Source organism: Micromonospora cremea (assembly GCF_900143515.1).
In the GTDB taxonomy this organism is placed as follows: Bacteria; Actinomycetota; Actinomycetes; order Mycobacteriales; family Micromonosporaceae; genus Micromonospora; species Micromonospora cremea.
This window is the reverse complement of the sequence record NZ_FSQT01000001.1, coordinates 486,679-505,280: the sequence shown is the minus strand read 5'-3', so window position 1 is coordinate 505,280 and position 18,602 is coordinate 486,679. Positions and strand designations below refer to the sequence as shown.

General features: G+C 66.1%; 8 protein-coding genes. 6 read left to right on the top strand and 2 right to left on the bottom strand.

The genetic code is table 11. The features are described from left to right. Window positions 1-336: 336 nt before the first annotated feature. The 6 genes from drmD to BUS84_RS36440 all read left to right on the top strand — a co-directional run bounded on the left by drmD (window position 337) and on the right by BUS84_RS36440 (window position 15,630). Window positions 337-3,507, top strand: a complete 3,171-nt coding sequence (drmD, locus tag BUS84_RS02230; RefSeq protein ID WP_074308315.1) for a DISARM system SNF2-like helicase DrmD — start codon at window positions 337-339, stop codon at window positions 3,505-3,507. 125 nt (window positions 3,508-3,632) lie between these two features. Continuing rightward, entirely contained in the window at window positions 3,633-7,571 is a 3,939-nt protein-coding gene (locus BUS84_RS39375) for an Eco57I restriction-modification methylase domain-containing protein (protein ID WP_244298333.1), read from the top strand. Continuing rightward, window positions 7,568-11,269 (top strand): DISARM system helicase DrmA, encoded by a 3,702-nt coding sequence (gene drmA, locus BUS84_RS02220; protein WP_074308311.1) that lies wholly within the window; start codon window positions 7,568-7,570, stop codon window positions 11,267-11,269. Before BUS84_RS39375 ends, drmA begins: the two co-directional genes overlap by 4 nt. Beyond that, window positions 11,266-13,332, top strand: coding sequence for a DUF1998 domain-containing protein (drmB, locus tag BUS84_RS02215; protein ID WP_244298332.1), 2,067 nt, complete (start codon window positions 11,266-11,268; stop codon window positions 13,330-13,332). The genes drmA and drmB overlap by 4 nt, the downstream gene beginning before the upstream one ends. Beyond that, a complete protein-coding gene (drmC, locus tag BUS84_RS02210) occupies window positions 13,322-14,032 on the top strand; it encodes a DISARM system phospholipase D-like protein DrmC (protein ID WP_074308308.1) in 711 nt (236 codons plus the stop codon). Before drmB ends, drmC begins: the two co-directional genes overlap by 11 nt. 392 nt (window positions 14,033-14,424) lie before the next feature. Continuing rightward, entirely contained in the window at window positions 14,425-15,630 is a 1,206-nt protein-coding gene (locus BUS84_RS36440) for an ImmA/IrrE family metallo-endopeptidase (RefSeq protein ID WP_084757063.1), read from the top strand. Here BUS84_RS36440 and BUS84_RS37085 read toward each other — a convergent pair. Further along, window positions 15,627-16,430, bottom strand: a complete 804-nt coding sequence (locus BUS84_RS37085) for a hypothetical protein (protein WP_143728159.1) — start codon at window positions 16,428-16,430, stop codon at window positions 15,627-15,629. The genes BUS84_RS36440 and BUS84_RS37085 overlap by 4 nt on opposite strands. A 2-nt stretch (window positions 16,431-16,432) precedes the next feature. Then, window positions 16,433-18,076: a PD-(D/E)XK nuclease family protein gene (locus tag BUS84_RS36435; protein ID WP_084757061.1), complete on the bottom strand. Its 1,644-nt coding sequence runs from the start codon at window positions 18,074-18,076 to the stop codon at window positions 16,433-16,435. Between the last annotated feature and the right edge of the window lie 526 nt (window positions 18,077-18,602).

Below are 18,602 nucleotides of genomic sequence, written 5' to 3'. Positions count from 1 at the left end.
CATTCGATAACCGCGTGCATGAGGTCATCCAACCAGCCGATCATCGGCGCAGGCGTCCCGCTCGTACCCCTTGCACCCGCTCGCCGCCGTTCCAGGTGCGTCCCCCGATAGCCGGTATGGCGGTGCAGCGGCACCGTGGCGTGGTGCCTATGCGTCAAGCGGCGTCGGGTCCGCAGGGCAAGGTTGGGCGGCAGGGCATCTGATAAAGGGCCGATCATCCCTGGCAGGCCGTAGCCGGGCGGCATGGACGATTGGGCCGCCTGGAGGCCGACTCGGTCGGCGAGCGCCACCACACGAGGGGTGAGGTCGCATAAGCGCACAGGTTAGGGTGCTTCGGTGACACTCTCGCCCACCAGGGCGACCGCCACGTCAGGGGTCGCCGTACTTGCCGTTCCCGAGCCGGGTCAGGTTGTCGAAGTACGCGGGTCGACCTGGGCGGTGGCGCAGGTCAAGCCGCAAGGACTGCCGCGGAGCCCGGCGGACGAAGCCGTGGCCTCGCTGAACCACGCAGTAACCCTCCAGGCGCTCGACGAAGACCGGTTGGGTGAGGAGTTGACGGTCGTCTGGGAGCTGGAGGTCGGACACACCGTCACGCCCGCTCAAGGACTGCCGACGCAGGTCAACCCGGACGCCTTCGACGACCCGAACACCCTGGCCGGGTTCGTCGACGCGATGCGCTGGGGTGCGGTGACCTCGGCAGACGACCGAAGTGTGCAGGCTCCGTTCCACAGCGGTGTCGCCGTCGAGGCTTACCAGTTGGAGCCGTTGCGGCGGGCATTGTCGTCTCCCCGGACGAACCTGCTGCTGGCCGACGACGTGGGTTTGGGTAAGACCATCGAGGCCGGTTTGGTGGTGCAGGAGCTGCTGCTGCGGCACCGGGCGCGTACCGCGATCGTGGTGTGCCCGCCGAGCTTGTCCCTGAAGTGGCAAGACGAGATGCGGGACAAGTTCGGTCTGGACTTTACGATCATCAACAGCGACATGATGCGCGAGGTACGGCGCCGCTACGGACTGCACGCAAACCCGTTCCAGCTCTATCCTCGAGTGATCGTGAGCATGGCGTGGCTGCCGCAGGTGCGCGCCCAACGGATGCTGCGTGACGTGTACGCGCAGGCGGCGAGCACGAAGACCGCCCGGCGGTACGCGTTCGACATTCTGATCGTGGACGAGGCGCATCATGTGGCGCCGGCCAGCCCGTCGGCGATCGGGGGTGGGCGCGGCTACGCCGTGGACACGCAGCGCACGATCGCGATCCGGGAGCTGGCGGACAAGTGTGAGCATCGCCTGTTCCTCAGCGCCACCCCCCACAACGGGCATCCGGAGTCGTTCACAGCACTGTTGGAGATGATCGATTCGCGCCGGTTCAGCCGTGGTGCGCTGCTAGACGAGCGGGCGTTGCGGGAGGTGACGGTTCGGCGGTTGAAGTCGGATCTGCCGGAGAAGGGTTTCCGCCCTCGGGAGCTGCGGATCATCCCGTTCACGCCGCGCGCCGACGAGCAGGAGATGTTCGCTCTGCTGCATCGGATTCTCACCGAGAGTGCGAAGGCTAACGGGACCGGCGAGTCCGGTGACATCACCGCGATGCTGTTCAAGAAGCGGTTCTTGTCGAGCCCGTGGGCTTTCGGCATGACCTTGCAGTCGTACCTCGCCGCGCGGTCGGTGGGCCAGGCGCCGACGGACTGGGACTACGACGACATCCTCGGCGAGGGGCAGGCCGACGAGGAGGAAGGCCTGTGGGAGCAGGACGAGGCGACAGCCCTGCGGCACAGCAAGTCCACCGACCCGCTGGTCGCCGCCGCGCCAGGCGAGTTGCAGCGGCTGGCCGAGTGGGGGCTGAGTTTCGAGAGCCGACCCGATTCCCGCCTCAATGAGCTGATCACGGCCCTGGACGCAATCTGCCGACCGGGCGGGTTCTGGTCCAACGAGCGCGTCGTGGTGTTCACCGAGTACGCCCACACTCTGGAATGGGTGCACCGGGTGCTGGTCCAGCAGGGCTACGGCGACGTGCTGGAGGTCATCCAGGGGCAGACGCCAACCGACGAGCGGGAGCTGATCCGCGAGCACTTCACCACCGAACCGTCGGCGAAGAACCCCGTGCGGGTGCTGCTGGCCACCGACGCAGCCGGTGAAGGAATCGACCTGCAGGACCACTGCCACCGGCTGATCAACCTGGACATCCCGTTCAACCCGTCACGGTTGGAGCAGCGCATCGGCCGGATCGACCGGTACGGGCAGCAGCAGACCCCGCTGGTGTTCCAGTTCTCCCCGGACCGCTCGGCGACCCTGTACGCCGCCGACATGGAGTTCATGGGCCGGATCGCCCGCAAGGTGGTGACGGTCGCGCGTGACCTCGGGTCGGTCAACCAGGTCATCGCCGACGAGATCCAGGACCACTTCACCCGTTCCTCAGCGGGACGGCGTAAGAAGGGCGCGTTCGACGGCAACGCCGTGATCAACAAGGCGTTGGCCGGCGGGTTAGACCTGAACAGCCGGTTGACCCAGTTGGAGAAGGGCTACGCCGACAGTCGGGCGGAGCTGCACCTGGAGCCGGAGAATCTGCGGCGGGTGGTCGACACCGCGCTGCGGATCAGCCACCAGCCGCCCCTGGTGGTGGTCGGCGACGACCGGACCGATGCAGCCGTGTTCACCGTGCCGCCGCTCGGTCCGGCCTGGCAGTCGACGTTGAAGGGCCTGGGCACCCGCTCCGAGCCGGGCGTATTGCGGCCGATCACGTTCGACGACAAGGCTGCGGCCGGTCGCAAGGACCTGGTCTACGTCCACCTGGGTCATCCGCTGGTGAAAAAGGCTCAGCGGCTGCTACGCCGGTCGCTGTGGAGCGCGGACGCGCCGTTGCACCGAGTCACGGCAGTCGTGGTGGATGGGCTGGAGGAGTCCTTTGTCGCGGCCGTCACCCGGATGGTGCTGGTCGGCCGGGGCGGGCTACGCCTGCACGAGGAGATCTTCCTCGCTGGCGTACGCCTGCGGGGCCGCCGGACCATCGCGGAGGAACGCGCCGAGCAGCTGCTCGACCAGGCCCTCGACGCCGGCAGGCTGACGTTGGCCGCTGCGGACGTCCGCGCCGACCTGGCCAGGGAGTGGAACGAGCCGGAGTCCCCGCTGCGGTCCCGGCTGCTCGACTCGATGACGCGACGCGCCGAGTCCCGCCATCAGCGGGTCAGCGACCAGCTCGCCAAACGTGAGGAGGCCGACGTCACCCGGGCGCGGGAGATCTTCGCCGCGTTCCGCCGCAACCTGAACGAGTCGCTGGACCAGCTCACCAGCGCCGAGATGCAGGACCAACTGGCTCTCTTCCCCGATGATCAGCAGCGGCAGCGCCGCCGCGACATCGAAACGATGCGCCGCCGGCAGGAAGAGCTCGGCGACGAGGAGCAGCGGGAGATCGCGGCGATCACCGAGCGGTACCGCGACGTCAAGCCACACACCACCGCCGCGGCGGTGGTGTTCGCGCTCACCCCGGCCGACGCCCGGCGAGGAGGTTCACGCTGATGCGGACCGCCCGTACCTTCCGCCCGAAGACGGCCACCGAGCTGCACCGGGCGTGGCTGGAACTGGTCGAGACAGACGGCCCGTTCCTGGCGATCCCGCCGCTGAAACGGGTGTGGCCGCAGGGCATGCCCGCCCTGGCTCCTGAACGCCTCGACGTCCTCCGTGAGGCCAGGCCGGCGTTCGACCACGCCTGGGAGGCCCTCGACATCGACCCGGACGACGAGATCGTTCAGGCCAAGTACGCCGAGGTCCGCGACGTCTGGGTGCAGACCGTCCTGCGGGACGTCGTCGGTTGGCGTACCTCGCTGGCCTGGGGTCCCGACTGCGCGCCCGGGGTGGCCGCGCACTCGCCCGACCGGCGGATCTCCGTCACCCCGCAGGCCGCGCTGCACGGGCCGGACGGCATCGGCGCGCTGGTCGGCGTGGTCGACAAGTGCGACAGCCTGCACGCCACCGGCACCGACGGCTGGGCCGCCACCGCTATCGACCGGATGGAAGCGATGCTGCGCGGCGCCGGCGTCGCGATCGGCATCGTCACCGACGGCCGCTGGTGGGCGCTGGTCTGCGCCCGGCCGGACACGATGGTCGCCTCCGGCATCGTCGACGCCCAGACCTGGGTCGAGGAACCGTTGACCCGCAACGCCTTCCTCACCGTCGTCGCCCGGCAGTACACCATCGGCGGTGACCCCAACGAGCGGCTCCCCAAGCTGTTCGAGGAGTCCGTCGCCGCCGCCGAGGAGATCACCGAAGCTCTCGGCGCCCAGGTCCGCCGCGCCGTCGAGCTGCTGATCCAGGCGTTCGCCGAGACCGCCGCCGACCACCACAGGCGCGGTCTGCGTGATCCGCTCCCGGACGACCCGCACGACACCTACTCCGCGGCCGTCACGGTCATGATGCGCGTCGTCTTCCTGCTCTTCGCCGAGGAGCGCGGCCTGCTGCCGCAGAGCGAGCTCTTCCTGCAGGGGTACGGCATCAGCGGTGAACTCGACGACCTGGAACAGCGCCGGCTGCGGGACGGCGAGGAATCGCTGGACAGCACCTATCTGACCTGGCACCGGCTGCTCGCCACCAGCCAGGCCCTCTACTGGGGCGCGTCGTTCGAGAACATGCGAATGCCCGCGTACGGCGGATCGCTGTTCGACCCGGAGCGGTACCCGTTCCTGACCGCGTCGAGCGACAACGGCACCCTCGCCCTGCCCGTCTCCGACCGGGTCATGCTGCACGTCCTACGCTCGGTGCAGGTCGCCCAGCTCAAGGGCAGCGACGCTCGCCGAATCTCGTTCCGTGACGTCGACGTGGAACAGATCGGCTACATCTACGAAGGGCTGCTCGGCTACTCCTGCACCCGGGTCACCGGCGACACCCTGGTCGGCCTCGTCGGCGCGACCGGCGCCGAGCCGGAGATCCCGCTGACCGTGCTGGAGCAGCTCGCCAACGCCAATACGACTCCGGCGAAACTGGCCACCGCGATCATCGCCTGGCTCAAGGAGAACCAGCCCGCTGCCACCCCGCCGAGCGCAAACGTCTTGGCGAAGCGGCTCGCAACCACGCCCGGCGACGACGCCGACCGCATGCTGCGCGCGGTGACCGATGACGACGACCTACGCGCACGCCTGCTCCCCTGGGCCACCATCACCCGGCCCGACCTACGCGACCGCCCCACCGTCATCCTGGAGGGCGGTCTGGTGGTCATTGAGACGCCGTCGCGGCGCAACGCCGGCGCCCACTACACCCCGAAAGACCTTGCCGAGGACGTCGTCAAGCACGCCCTCGAACCGCTCTGCTACTCCCCCGGCCCGCACCAGGTCCCCGAGAGCAGCGGCGCGTGGAAACTGCGCGGCTCGGACGAGATCCTCAACCTCAAGGTGGCCGACATCGCCGCTGGCTCCGGCGCATTCCTGGTCGCCGCCGCCCGCTACCTCGCCGCCCGCCTCGTCGAGGCATGGATTGACGAGGACCCCGCCAACGCCGGGCAGCACGACCTCGGCCAACACGCGATCCGTGAAGTCGTCGCCCGCTGCCTGTACGGCGCCGACATCAACGCGATGGCCGTCGAGATGTGCAAGCTGTCGCTCTGGCTGGTCTCCCTCGACCGCGACCTGCCGTTCTCCTTCGTCGACGACAAGATCCTGCACGGCAACTCCCTACTCGGCCTCACCGACCTACGCCAACTCCGCACCCTGCACATCGAAGGGCCCACCCACCAGCAGCCCAGGCTGACGGCGAAGGACGTGGACGGCACCATCCGGCGGGCTGTCGATATCCGCCGCAACCTCGCCAGCGAGGTACGCGAACACGACCCCATGCGTAGCACCACCGCAAAGCGCCGCCAGCTCAATCAGACTCGCACGCTCACCGCCGACCTACGTGCCGCAGCCGACGGGGTGATTGCTGCCGGGCTCCGTCTCGGCGGCAAACCCGGCAAGGCCCTGAACGAAGCATACGAGAACCTGGCCGAGGCAGTGGCCGCCGCGATGCCGACCAACGACATGGCCGCAGATATCAAGTTCCTGCGATCGATCCTCAATGAGGGTCTGACGCCAACCGCCCTAACTGACTACGGACGTTGGCAACCGTTGCACTGGGTGCTCGAAGTTCCGGACGTCTTGATCGACCATGGCGGCTTCGATGCGATCATCGGAAACCCACCCTTCGTTGCTGGATCTAGCATCTCCGGGGCCATGGGCGGCAACTTCCGAGATTGGCTTGTGCACCAGATCGCAGGAGGCCGGCGCGGAAACGCTGATCTTGTGGCCTACTTCTTCCTCCGATCGGTCGAACTCCTGCGCAACGATGGCAATATGGGTCTGATCGCCACCAACACCATCGCTCAGGGCGACACCCGCGAGGTCGGCCTAGATCAGATGCTCATTCAAGGCGTTGAGATAACCCGGGCAATACAGAGCAAGAAGTGGCCTGTCGCTACGGTCAACCTCGAATACTCGGCCATCTGGGGAACCCGCAACAAGGTGCCGTCCACAGTTAGCAGATGGGTCGACGGGATCGAGGTGGAGCGAATAACGAGCCTCCTTGAGCCAGCTGGCCGCACGGCAGGGAGCCCGAATCGCCTGAGCGCCAACCGTGAAGTCGCATTCCAGGGCATCAAGATCGACGGCATCGGTTTTGTCGTCTCCGACAGCGAAGCAAGGGAGTGGCTGAGGACTGACCCGCGATACGCCGAAATTGTGTTGCCGTACTTGAGCGGCGAGGACTTGAACTCAAGAGCGGACTGCACGCCTTCGCGTTGGGTGATCGACTTCTATGGAAAGTCGGAGGAGGAGGCCGCTCACTTCGACTGGGCATACTCCCGCGTAACGGAGTTAGTCAAGCCAAAAAGGATGGAAAACAACCGGAAGCTATATCGGGATCACTGGTGGCAACACGCTGAAGGCCGCCCAGGCCTCCGCCGGGCCATCTCCGGCCTGAGTGAAGTCTTGGCAATCACTCTCCATGGCAAGACTCTCATGCCCGCACGGATATCGACGACATGGATTCCGAGCCACGGACTGGCAGTATTTGCTACTGACTCATACGCGGATCAAGCAATTCTCTCGAGCAGCCCACATCAGATGTGGGCAATCAGGTATGGCTCCGGCATCCGGAGCGATCCGAGATACACGCCATCTGATGTATTTGAGACGTTCCCACGGCCGGAACCAACGGTTCAGCTGGACGAACTAGGCCAGATGCTGGATGAGGAGCGGCGAGCGGCCATGCTGCGTCGCGGGCTCGGGTTGACGAAGCTGTACAACCTGGTCAACGACCCGGGGATCGCTGAGTACGACGACGCGGACGTGGCCCGGTTGCGGCGGATTCACGTCGAACTGGACGAGGCGGTGATGGCGGCGTACGACTGGTCGGATGTGCCGCTGAAGCATGGCTTCCATACGTACCGCCAGATGACGCGATGGACGGTGAGCCCGGCGGCGCGGGTGGAGATCTTGGACCGGTTGCTCGCGGAGAACCTGCGCCGCGCGGCAGCGCAGCGGCCGAAGGCGGCGAAGAAGGCGACTGCCCGCCAGCGGAAGCCGGTGGTCCACGAGGGCCAGGAGCCGCTGCTGTGACTGACTCGGCACCGGGTTTCCGGCTCGCGCATGAGCCGGATGGCACCTCGTACAACGTGCGGGAGAACCTGGTCGACGTCCTGGATCGGGAGTTGCTCGGGCCATCAGGTGGTCCGGAGGAGCTGTTGGCGGTGAGCCCGCGTCAGCTGTACGTGGTGGGGCATATCGCGCCGGTGAAGCTGACCGAGCCCGATGCTGATTTAGCCGGTTCTGAGGACGGGTATGGCCTGGTGGGCATCCGATCCGATGCGGCAGGTTTTCATGCGCAGCGTGGGATTCCGGCCGAGTCCGCCGATGTCACCGACGTCGAGGGTGAGGAGGATGACGCCGACGACAAGGCTCCGAGGCAGGGGCTGATGATTCCGTCGTCGATGGGGTTGCGGTTCCAGGTGCCGAACGATCTGGCGGAGTTCACGGTGACCGCGTCGTGGGGCACCTACGAGAGTGTGAAGACCGGTGAGGTCGACAAGCGGGGCCGGGCGGTGCGGCGGTATCGGCGCACGCCGGTTGGGATCGTCGAGAAGATCGCGGCGGCCGAGTTGACGTCGGGCCGGACGTACACGCGGGTGCTGACCGGGCAGATCTGTTTGCGGATTGATGCCTATGACGACGCGCGTTTCGGCCGGCGGTTGATCGAGATCGCGCTGGTCAATGACCGGGAAACGCCGCCGACGATCCCGGTGCACGAGTGGCTGTTCCAGACGAAGCTGCACGTCGACGCGGGCGGTGCGGCGGTGTTCCTGCCGGTGCGCGACGTCATGGAGCAGGAGTGGCCGGAGCACGACGACGAAATGCGCCGGCTGCACTTGCAGTACCGCAACCGGCTGGAGTTCGCGGTCGGGCGGACCTGCTCGGTGGACTGGCGGGCGGAGCCGGGGGCACGGCGGGCGACGGCGGTGTGGACGACGTGGCTGCCGGTCGCGGAGACACCCCAGACGCAGGCACGGTCGGTCACGGGCGCAATGCTGTCCATGGACGCACTGGCCAAGGCCAGCCCTGAACAGGTTCGTGACGGTCTTGCCCCGCTGGTTGACGGGTACCGGACCTGGCTCGACGGTGAGGCTACGAAGGCGGCGCAGCTCCCCGAGCATCTGCGGGACCTGGCCGAGGAGGTCGTGGACGAGGCACGCGCGGCACAGCAGCGGCTGGCGGACGGGCTGGCGCACGTGGTGGCTGATCCGGAGGCGTTGGCGTGCTTCCGGTTCATGAACGAGGTCATGCGGGACCAGCGGGTCCACTCCCGGATCGGGGCGTTGCGTAGCTCCGACCCGAGCCTGTCGTTCGACGACGCCCGCGATCAGGTCGAGGCCGACGAGCGGGAGAAGCCGTCGTCGTGGCGACCATTCCAGCTGGCGTTCATCCTCATGCAGCTGCCAGCGCTGACCGATCCCACCGCGGCGGCGCGCAGCGGCGAGCTGTCGCGGGTGGAGTTGTTGTTCTTCCCGACCGGTGGTGGCAAGACCGAGGCGTACCTGGGTCTGGCGGCGTACACGTTCGCGATCCGGCGCCGGCAGCAGGTGGTGGCGTCCTCCGATGGGCCGTTGGACGGGCGTGACGGGGTGGCCGTGTTGATGCGGTACACGTTGCGGCTGCTCACCGCGCAGCAGTTCCAGCGGGCCACCACGCTGGTGTGTGCGGCGGAGCTGGTTCGCCGCCGGGACGAGGCAACCTGGGGTAGCAAGCCGTTCCGGATCGGGTTGTGGGTCGGCACCGACGTGAGCCCGAAGCGGTGGGACGAGGCGGACGAGCAGTTGCGCAAGGCCAACGCGTACGGCGGGCACCGGTTGACGGTGTTGCAGGTGCAGCGGTGCCCGTGGTGCGGCAGTCCGATCGGCGCCGCGAGCGTAAAGCCGGTCAAGACGACTCGGCGGGTGCTGGTCTTCTGCGGCGACGATATGGGGCAGTGCCCGTTCGCCAAGGGCGGTCAGGTGGATGAGGGCCTGCCGATGCTGACGGTGGACGAGGAGATCTACCGGATGCCGCCGGCGTTCGTGATCGCGACGGTAGACAAGTTCGCTCGGTTGGCGCGCGAGGGTGAGGCGGCATCGCTGTTCGGCTACGTCGGCCGGTACTGCGGTCGGCACGGCTACGTTCACCCGGACTACGCCAGTTGCAGTGTGACCACCGGTCACCAGGCTGAGCCCGGCCTACCCGCCGCGACTGTACGGCCGGTGGGACGGCTCCGGCCCCCGGATCTGATCATTCAGGATGAGCTGCACCTGATCACCGGGGCGCTGGGCACCGCCGTGGGGCTGTTCGAGGTGGTCGTGGAGACCCTCGCGTCGTGGGAGACCGCCGACGGCAAATCGGTCCGGCCGATGATCGTGGCGTCGACGGCCACCGTGCGCCGCGCGGACGATCAGGTGCGAGGGCTGTACGGGCGCGGCGTCCAAATCTTCCCGCCGCAGGTGTTGGATGTGGCGGACACGTACTTCTCGCAGGAGCTGCCGATCGGGCCGACCACCCCGGGCCGGCGTTACATCGGGGTGAGTGCGCAGGGAGTGCGGCTGTCGAGCGCGGAGATCCGGGTCGCCGAGGTGTTGCTGCTTGCCGGGCAGTTGCTGTTCGACCGCAGTGGTTCCGCCGCCGATCCGTACATGACGTTGGTGGGCTACTTCAACGCGACCCGTGAACTGGCCGGTATGGCCCGCTACATGGCCGACGACGTGCAGAACCGGGTCCGGCAGCCCCGCCCTGGCTCAGGTTTCCCACGGCGGCTCGGCTCGTACGGTCGCCTGGTCACCGGCGAGCTGACCTCCCGCATCGCCTCGGTCGACATCGGACGCACCCTGGACAACCTGGCCCTGGAGTTCGACCCCGACTACGCCACGACCGCGGCAATGCGGCAGCGGCTCGAACAGCAGGAGGCCGGCGGGCGAATGGAGCGGCCGAAGGCCGACCCGTTCGACGTGGTGCTGGCCACCTCGATGCTGCAGGTCGGCGTCGACGTGCAGCGGCTCGGACTGATGCTGGTGGTCGGGCAGCCGAAGAACACCGCCGAGTACATCCAGGCGTCCTCGCGGGTGGGCCGTGATGTCGGCCGCCCGGGTGAGGACTGCGGCCGACCCGGGCTGGTCGTGGCGCTCGGGAACTGGGCGCGGCCCCGCGACCTGGCCCACTACGAGCAGTTCCGGCACTACCACGAGACGTTCTACGCGCAGGTGGAGGCGCTGTCGGTCACCCCGTTCTCGCCGACGGCTCTCGACCGGGGCATCGACGGGGTGCTGGTCAGCGCGGCGCGGGTGCTGCAGGCGCACCACGACGACGGGCTGTCGCCGGAACGGGCCGCGTGGCGGGTCCGTGACGAACAGGACGCTCTCGTCGCCCTGGTCGATCGGCTCTACGCCCGAATCCGGCCGGCGGCCCAGCTGGACGACCTGATGGCACAGGCGCACCAGCGGCTGATCAACCGGCTGGACCAGTGGAACGCTCGGGGAAAGTACGCCGGGAAGCTCAGCAAGACCCTGGTGTACGAGCGCACCGGTGACAACGACAGCTACCTGCCGTTACTGATCAGCCCGGAGAACGCAAAGGCCCACCAGGGTCAGCCGGACCGCGCGCCGTTCGTCGTCGCGCACTCGATGCGGGAGGTCCAGCCGGAGATCAACCTGCTGGTCAGCCCCATATCCGAGCGACTGTTCGTCGTCGAACCCGACGACGCGCCGTCCTGGGAGCTGCCCCAAGGAGAAGACGAGTGACGGACGATGACGCGGCGCAGATGATCTTCGAGTCGGCGCAGCCGTTGGACCCGCTCGCCGACAGCGAGCAGTCGAACGTCAAGAACCGGGCCAAGGTCGGCTCGGCCCGCCCGTCGTCACTGCTCTACACCTACGGCGTCGGCTCGATCATGGACCTGCCGCAGTTCTCGATCATGCCGGCTGGCCTCGACGACTGGGAGCCAATCTGGCGACGGCGGCCAACCGTCCCGACGATCGAGGAACCACGGCTGCTCAAGGTGGTCCAGCTTCACCTCGGGTCCCGCGTGCAGCAACTGCGGCCGTTCCCCTGGCAGCCCAAGGCCCGCGCAATGTCACAGGAAGGCTCCGACCTCGGCATCCCGGCCCGGGTATTCCCGCAGTGGCTGCGCTGCACCGGCTGCGACTACCTCGGGCCACTGTCGCGGTTCAGCTACACCAACACCCATCCGTTCCGGCCCGACCTGGCGACCTTCGAACACGTCAACTGTCCCGGCCGCACGTTCGTGGGAGCGGCGAAAGGAAAGACCAAAGCTCCCGCGAAGGGAAAGGCTAGGCGCAGCCCGGCGGTGCCCGCCCGTTACCTGCTCGCCTGCGCCAACGGCCACCTCGACGAGTTCCCGTACGCGCTGTGGGTACACCGCGGCAGAACCTGCCCCGCCGCCCCGCACCCGGACCTGAAACTGCGCGACAGCAACATCGGTCAGGGAGCCGGCGCAGTCGTCACCTGCGAACGTTGCCAACAGCGGCGCGGCATGAGCGAGGCGCAGGGCGAGGCCGGCAAACGGAAGCTGCCGACCTGTCGGGGCCGGCATCCGCATTTGAACGCCTTTGACCCCAAGTGTGGGCTGGACACCTCGCTGATGATGATGGGCGCGTCCAACCTCTGGTTCGCCTCCACCCAGTCGATCATCGTCATGCCCCGCACTCCGGAGCAGGACCAGACCGCGCTCGCCACGAGACTACGCACGCACCTGACCCCGGAGGAACTGACCGACTACGCGACCATGCCGAAGGTGCTGCGTTCGCTACTCGTCGCACACAAGTGCGACATCGCCGGAGTCACCGATGAGGAGCTCACCGCAGCGGCGGCCGAGGCACTGGCTCCGCCACCGTCGGAGGAGGAGCGCCAGGAGAAGCTACGCCAGTGGGACCCGGTCGAGCTGCTCGTCCCGGAGTGGGACTACCTGCAGAAGCCGAGCCTGTTCGCGCAGCAGCAGGACGCCAGCGGGCTGATGGTCACCGAGATGCCCACCGCCGTGGCCCTCCCGAAGCAGGTGCACCGGGTCATCGCCGTGAACCGAATGAAGAAGGTCAACGCGGTGATCGGCTTCACCCGCATCGACGAGATGGACCGGGTCAACGACCTCGCGAGCCGACTCGTCAAGCTCACCCGGGACGGCCGCCCCACCTGGGTGCCGGCCACCGAGGACCGCGGCGAGGGCATCTTCCTACAACTGGACGAGGCCGCCGTCGCCGCCTGGGAAGCACAGATCCTGCCCACCGCGCTGTGGCGGGCGCACCGCGAAGCCCACCGGCACAACTTCTCCCGGCGCTTCTCCGCTACCGCCGCCCAGATCGACCCCGACACCCGCTTCCCCGCCCCGCGCTACTGGCTGATCCACAGCCTGGCGCACATCCTCATCCGCGAGATGGCGATGTCCTGCGGTTATGGCGCTGCCAGCCTCAGCGAACGCCTCTACGCCTGGCCTGCCACCCCCGATCGGCCCGCCGCCGCTGGACTGCTCATCTGCACCACGGCCTCTGACAGCGAGGGAACCCTCGGTGGCCTGGTCGCGCTCAGCCAGCCGGAACGGCTGCACGGGCTCCTGCTCGACGCGCTGCGCAGAGCAGCCCGCTGCTCCTCCGACCCCGTCTGCGGGCAACGCACACCACGGCACGGCGAGGACTTCCTGCACGGCGCGGCCTGCCACTGCTGCAGCTTCGCCTCGGAAACCTCCTGCGAACGCGCCAACCGATTCCTCGACCGCCGATTCCTGCTCACCCTGCCCACCATCGACGACGAACGGGTCCCCGGATTCTTCGGCACCATCGATGTCTACTGACCCCTACACGGCGCTCGGCGCCTTCCTGACCGCCTACGAGGCACAACGACTCGCCACCGTCCTACAAGCCGGCGGAACCACTGGCCAGGCACTAAAAGAAGTACACGCCGCCCGCCGCAGCGAGGCGAAGCGCCTACTCCTCGCAGCCGAACTCAGTCCGGAGCACCGGGACGACTCGATCGCCGTACTCCGGGCCATCGCCGGCGCACGATCCGTCCGGACCGCCATCTCCCCCGTCTGGACCATGCCCGGCGTCGAAGCCACGACCGGCCGCCTCACCAGCGAAGCTCAGCGCATCATCGACGACGCACGCATGTCGATCGTCTGCTCCAGCTTCAACTTCACGCCGCACTCGGGCATGTGGACTGCCCTCAAGAACGCCGCAGTGCGCCCCGGCCTGATCGTCACGGTGTACCTCGACGCCCACGCCGGCTCCCCGGCAGCCGTCGCGGCCCACCTGCCGAAGGCAACCGTACTCCGAACGCTGACCCCGCCCGGAGGCCACCATCCGCTGGTCAGCCACGCCAAGTTCATCGTCGTCGACCGCGTGATCACGCTGCTAACCAGCGCGAACTTCTCCTACAGCGCCGAGAACACCAACATCGAACTGGGGCTGCTGGTGCACGACACCAACCTCGCCGCGTCGATCGAAGCTCTCATGCGGAGCAAGCACGGGGTGCTCTACGAGCAAGTGAGCTGACAGGTGCACGCGCGACCTACCAAGATCACCCAATGCCGCGCATCACAATTCCGCCGTCGCAGGAGACGAAGACTCCTTCCGGGCTCGCAGGCCTTACCTGCGGCAGGCCGACCGCTCGAACCACCAGTTGCCCAGGAGCCCTCTGGCGCAGAGCTGCGTCTCACATCCGCTGTCGGATCACACGCACACGGACGTGTCGTGCCGACCCATATCCAGCCATCGATTCTGTCGTACACATGTACTACTCTTGATGGTAGTCAGGTCGACCGGTTGGCCAAGACCACGCAACCTGCCGGCCCAGCCCTGCGGCGCGATGTAGCAGATCGCGAGGACGGTCTGCGGACCAGCCTGTGAGCCCGTACGCTGTGTCGACAGCTAAGGAGGTGTCAGCCATGAGCTCCGTTAGCCGTTCTGCATGGTACGACTCACTGCTCACTGCACTTGGCGCTGCGCGATACACAACTGATGAGGTGCGGGCCCGCGTTTCCGCTGAGCTCGGAGACGAACCAGAGTGGCTAGCTGACGCCCTAAGCGGCTCCGCCGCTCCGTCCGCGTATGGCTACCTTATTCTTTCTGCTGTCACCTCGATTCCGATCTCGGTCTTGGCAGGAACCGTCGACCCGGCTCGCAGCACAGGCGTCGCATTACGTGCTGGCACCCTTGCAAACCCTTCCGCGATCACGGCGCAAGCGCAGCGCCGCGGAGTTCAGTTGATTGAGGCCTCGCGCCTGATCTGCTCATGGCTCGGTGCCGATGCTGCAGCGAAGGCGTCCCACTTGGCCGCCGCCCGCGCTGTTGTCTCCCGAGACGCCTTTGCCCCTCATGCGGGCAGGAATACCGCTCAACAGGTTCGTGCGATGCTTGATCGACTCGGCCTCGTAAGGAGAAGTGGGCCGGTCGGAGACTTGGTTTCCCTTGCGGAGTCCCTAGGCATACCTGTTGAGCTGAGCACCGACCTACCGGAGGGAATTCACGGAATAACTGTTCACGATGAATCACTCGGGAACTGGGACTGCGCAATCATTATCCGCGTTCAGGACTTTTGGGTTCGGCAGCGTTACACGTTGGCGCATGAGCTGTGCCATGTTCTGTTTCGCGACTCGGGCCTCGTATCTGTGAACGACGACGGCGTTGAAGACAGCACTCAAGACGAGGAGTCGAGGGCAGAGTTCTTCGCACGCCACTTTTTGGCACCTGCCCCCGAGGCGCGCCGGGTATGGCTGTCGAATTTGCGAGCCAGCAGAGGTGACGGCGCCCAAGCGCTGTGCGAGTTCATGCTGCACTTTGGAATCAGTCGCCAAGCTGCCTTGCGAATTTTGCAAAGTGGGCAGCTGATATCGGCCGAGGCTGCGGCTAGCTTTCGGCAGCCCTCCGTTGGCGATCAAATGGAGTCATCAGGACTTGGCCAGGTATGGCAGGACCTGGTCGATGAGCAAAGCGAGCCAAGTGCATCTGTCTGGCTTCTCGAAGCAGCCCTGAACTTGTATCAGCAGGAGCTAGTTCCCGTTGGAGTCGTCGCTTCAGTGCTAGGGCAGCCCGAAGAGGCAGTCAGAGAAGATCTGCGAGCACAGGGCTGGCACGTGAACAGCAGAATCTAGCTCACGTCGCAGGCGCTACATCTTTGGCCGACATCATCAAATGCGCACGTCAGGAAAGCCGTGGCATCTGCGGGCTTTGCGCTCGACGTGATATCGGAGACGGCGCACGCAAGGTCGAAGGCGGCAGCAGCGGCAGCAGCGGTAATGCCACCACGGCTGTCACAAACCAACTCCTTCAGCACATCAGCAAAATGCAAGGATGGGATGCTAGGTTGCTGAGCGCCGGCAACGAAGCTGGCACCGCTATCGTTCGTGAGTATCACCACGTTGTTTTGGGTCAATGCTAGCGCGATCAGCGTGGCCTCGCCGGCGTGCTTTTGCAGTGAACTCGCTCCTTGGAATCCCGAAAGAGCCGATCGCGCCGCCTCATGATTCCTGAGCTGGGCGAGAATTAGCTGAAGGCTTGCCGCAAACGACTGAGAAGCCTCAACGACATGTATCGCCACCCGTCCGGAGTTTATAAAATAATTGCGAGCGAGGGTAGCCGCCGGCCGAAGGTCAGGCTTGTCGGGCTTTCCCTTCAGCGCATTCGTGCGTACCTCATCACGAATTGCATCCGTCGTTGCAGCTCGACTATCGTAGAGACTGTGGAACAGGGCTACGGCATTTATATTCACTGCGGCGCCCAGAGAGAAGAAGATGCCAGAGTCGACGAGGGCAGATAGTTTTCGGTTTCCTCGCGGCACTACGTTTCCCCTAAAAGCGTGTACTGGCTGGCGGGAAACACCCGGCGCCGCCGGCACTGCATTCACACGCCTGTGTTTGAACATGCTCGGGTTCGGGCGCTGGTTGCTGGGCATCATCAGAGCGTGGCCCCCGTCTCATCGAAGCGCGTCGAGCCGTGCGGCGGCGCGTCGAGATAGCGCTCGCGATCAGGGCACCACAACGCCATCGGGCAAGTCCTACAGTGCTCGCTTGGCTTGGTTCGCCATTCGGTATCGTAGTGCCAGCCTGCAACCCTATGCATGATGCGGGTATCGGCAATGAGCATCAGGGTTGAGTCAGTTGTCGGATACGAATACAGGGCAGAGCCGGAACGACCGAGCACCTCTAGCTCAACCGTCGCGGACTCAACACCGTAATGCTGACGCCAGCCTCGGTCCACAAGCGAGAGGAGCCAGTAAACGATCTCATCGAAGCTGTCCCTAGCCGACGCTTCATCCCCAGGTAAGCCGAGGTTCGTGGTCTTCGTCTCTCGGACTACCAAGTTGCCGTCTCGCATGTAAAGCAAGTCTGGCTTCGATACGACCACGGCGTCTGCTGTTACATCCCAGCCGTATTGGCGTTCATCAGCAGACAATATCCGAACACTTTCCCCCAGGGGGCAGTGTTCTAGGTGCTGACGCAGGAAAGGTAATGCTGCACCATAGCTATCTTCGTCCAGCTCGCTGGCCGCTACGTGGTGCGGATCTCTCACATCTGGCAAGTCTGCTTCATCACATCGGATACCCCGCGAATGCGCGATCTTCAGCCACAGGTGAACCGCTCTCCCGCGATCCGCATCGGTGCCATGAGACTCGGCCTCCTCGTCGGCCGGCAGGTGCAGCTTCTGCTGCATGTACCAGCGCGCCGGGCATCTTTCATAGGTCCGAAGGTCTGTGGCTGAAACCGATCTGGTGTACGGCCCCTTCTCCACCTGACCCAGAACACCGTCCATTGGGATCAGCCCATCACACACGCCAACGGCTTTGCAGCTCGCGCAGTCCCGGCCGGGTGTCGGGTCTCCGCCTTCAATGAGTTCCAGCGCCCGGGGACGGGCAGTCGCCTGAAACAGGCCATCCGACTCTGCCGGCGACACGCGCTCCAGAAGCATGGCTTCGTTGTGTCGGATCAGCGAGGAGTGATGGAGACTCACATCTATCACCGTTACCGAATTCGCCGGCCGACCGCCGAGCTGGGAAACGACATACGCGGCAAGAACCGCCCACCTAGTGACGTTGGGCCGCGCCTGCTTAATTCGAAGCCGGTGCACCTCGATGTCGCCTGCACCACTTCGGTACGTTGGCGCCCCCCAGAAAGAGAGTGCCCCTCGTTGGGTTGTCCTTCGAGTGATGTTGTGTCCCAGATAATGGAGCGGGGCGGTGTGAGCTTCTTCCCTCGACTCGAAAAAGTCCAAGTAGTTGTCAAGAGCCCTACTCAGGTAGGCGCGCAGCCCAGGATGAGGCGGCTGAATCACTGCGGCTGCGGCGGACTGCGCAGACGCGAACGAAGCTCCACTCCTCCGTTCGGCGTGGAACTTGTCGAGCGCAGCCAAGAACTGCTTAAGCGGTATGTCCTCGGGGTCGTAGGTCTTTGACCAGCCGTGCGCCCCAATGATCTGCGAGTCGACGTGTGTCTTGACATACGCGTGTTGAGGGCAGATCTCATCATTGTCTACGTCTGACGCGCTGACCTTCAGGAGTGTTGCCGGAGTAAGATCAAATCCGGACGGTCGCCAAAGCGGCATGTCTGCCCCTCCCCCCGAGCCGGCCCCCGGCAGAGTAGTTTCGCACACACTGGGGGCTACTGGGTACCCTTGGGAGCTTCGTCAAGATCTCCTGTCGAATGGCTTAGCCCGCCTGCGGCTGTGGCCGAGTGCCGCGACGGCAGGAAAGACTGATCCAGTGTCGGCCGGCGGACCCGGAGGCCAGCAATCCGATGTTGGAGGGACAGACTCTGGGCCGCGGGACAACCCCACGACAAGCGCAGCGCCAAGGAAGCCGGTCTATCTGACGCGTACCTTCCTGACCGAGGTGAGGACGCCTACGACAGGCCCCGGCAGCCAGGGCCCGGGCAAAGTCGTCAGGTGATGCCGAGCAGTGCCAGCGGGCGGGTGCTGTCGCGGGCGTGATGCCGGTTGGCGGCGGCGATGTTGGTGACCCGGTCAGGCGTAGGGCGCCGATGGCGGCGTTGCGCAGTGCGGCCATGACCTGGGGTTCGGTGCCGTGCGGATCTGGGATCGGTCTTCGTCGGAGGTGACGTCTCGCACCCAG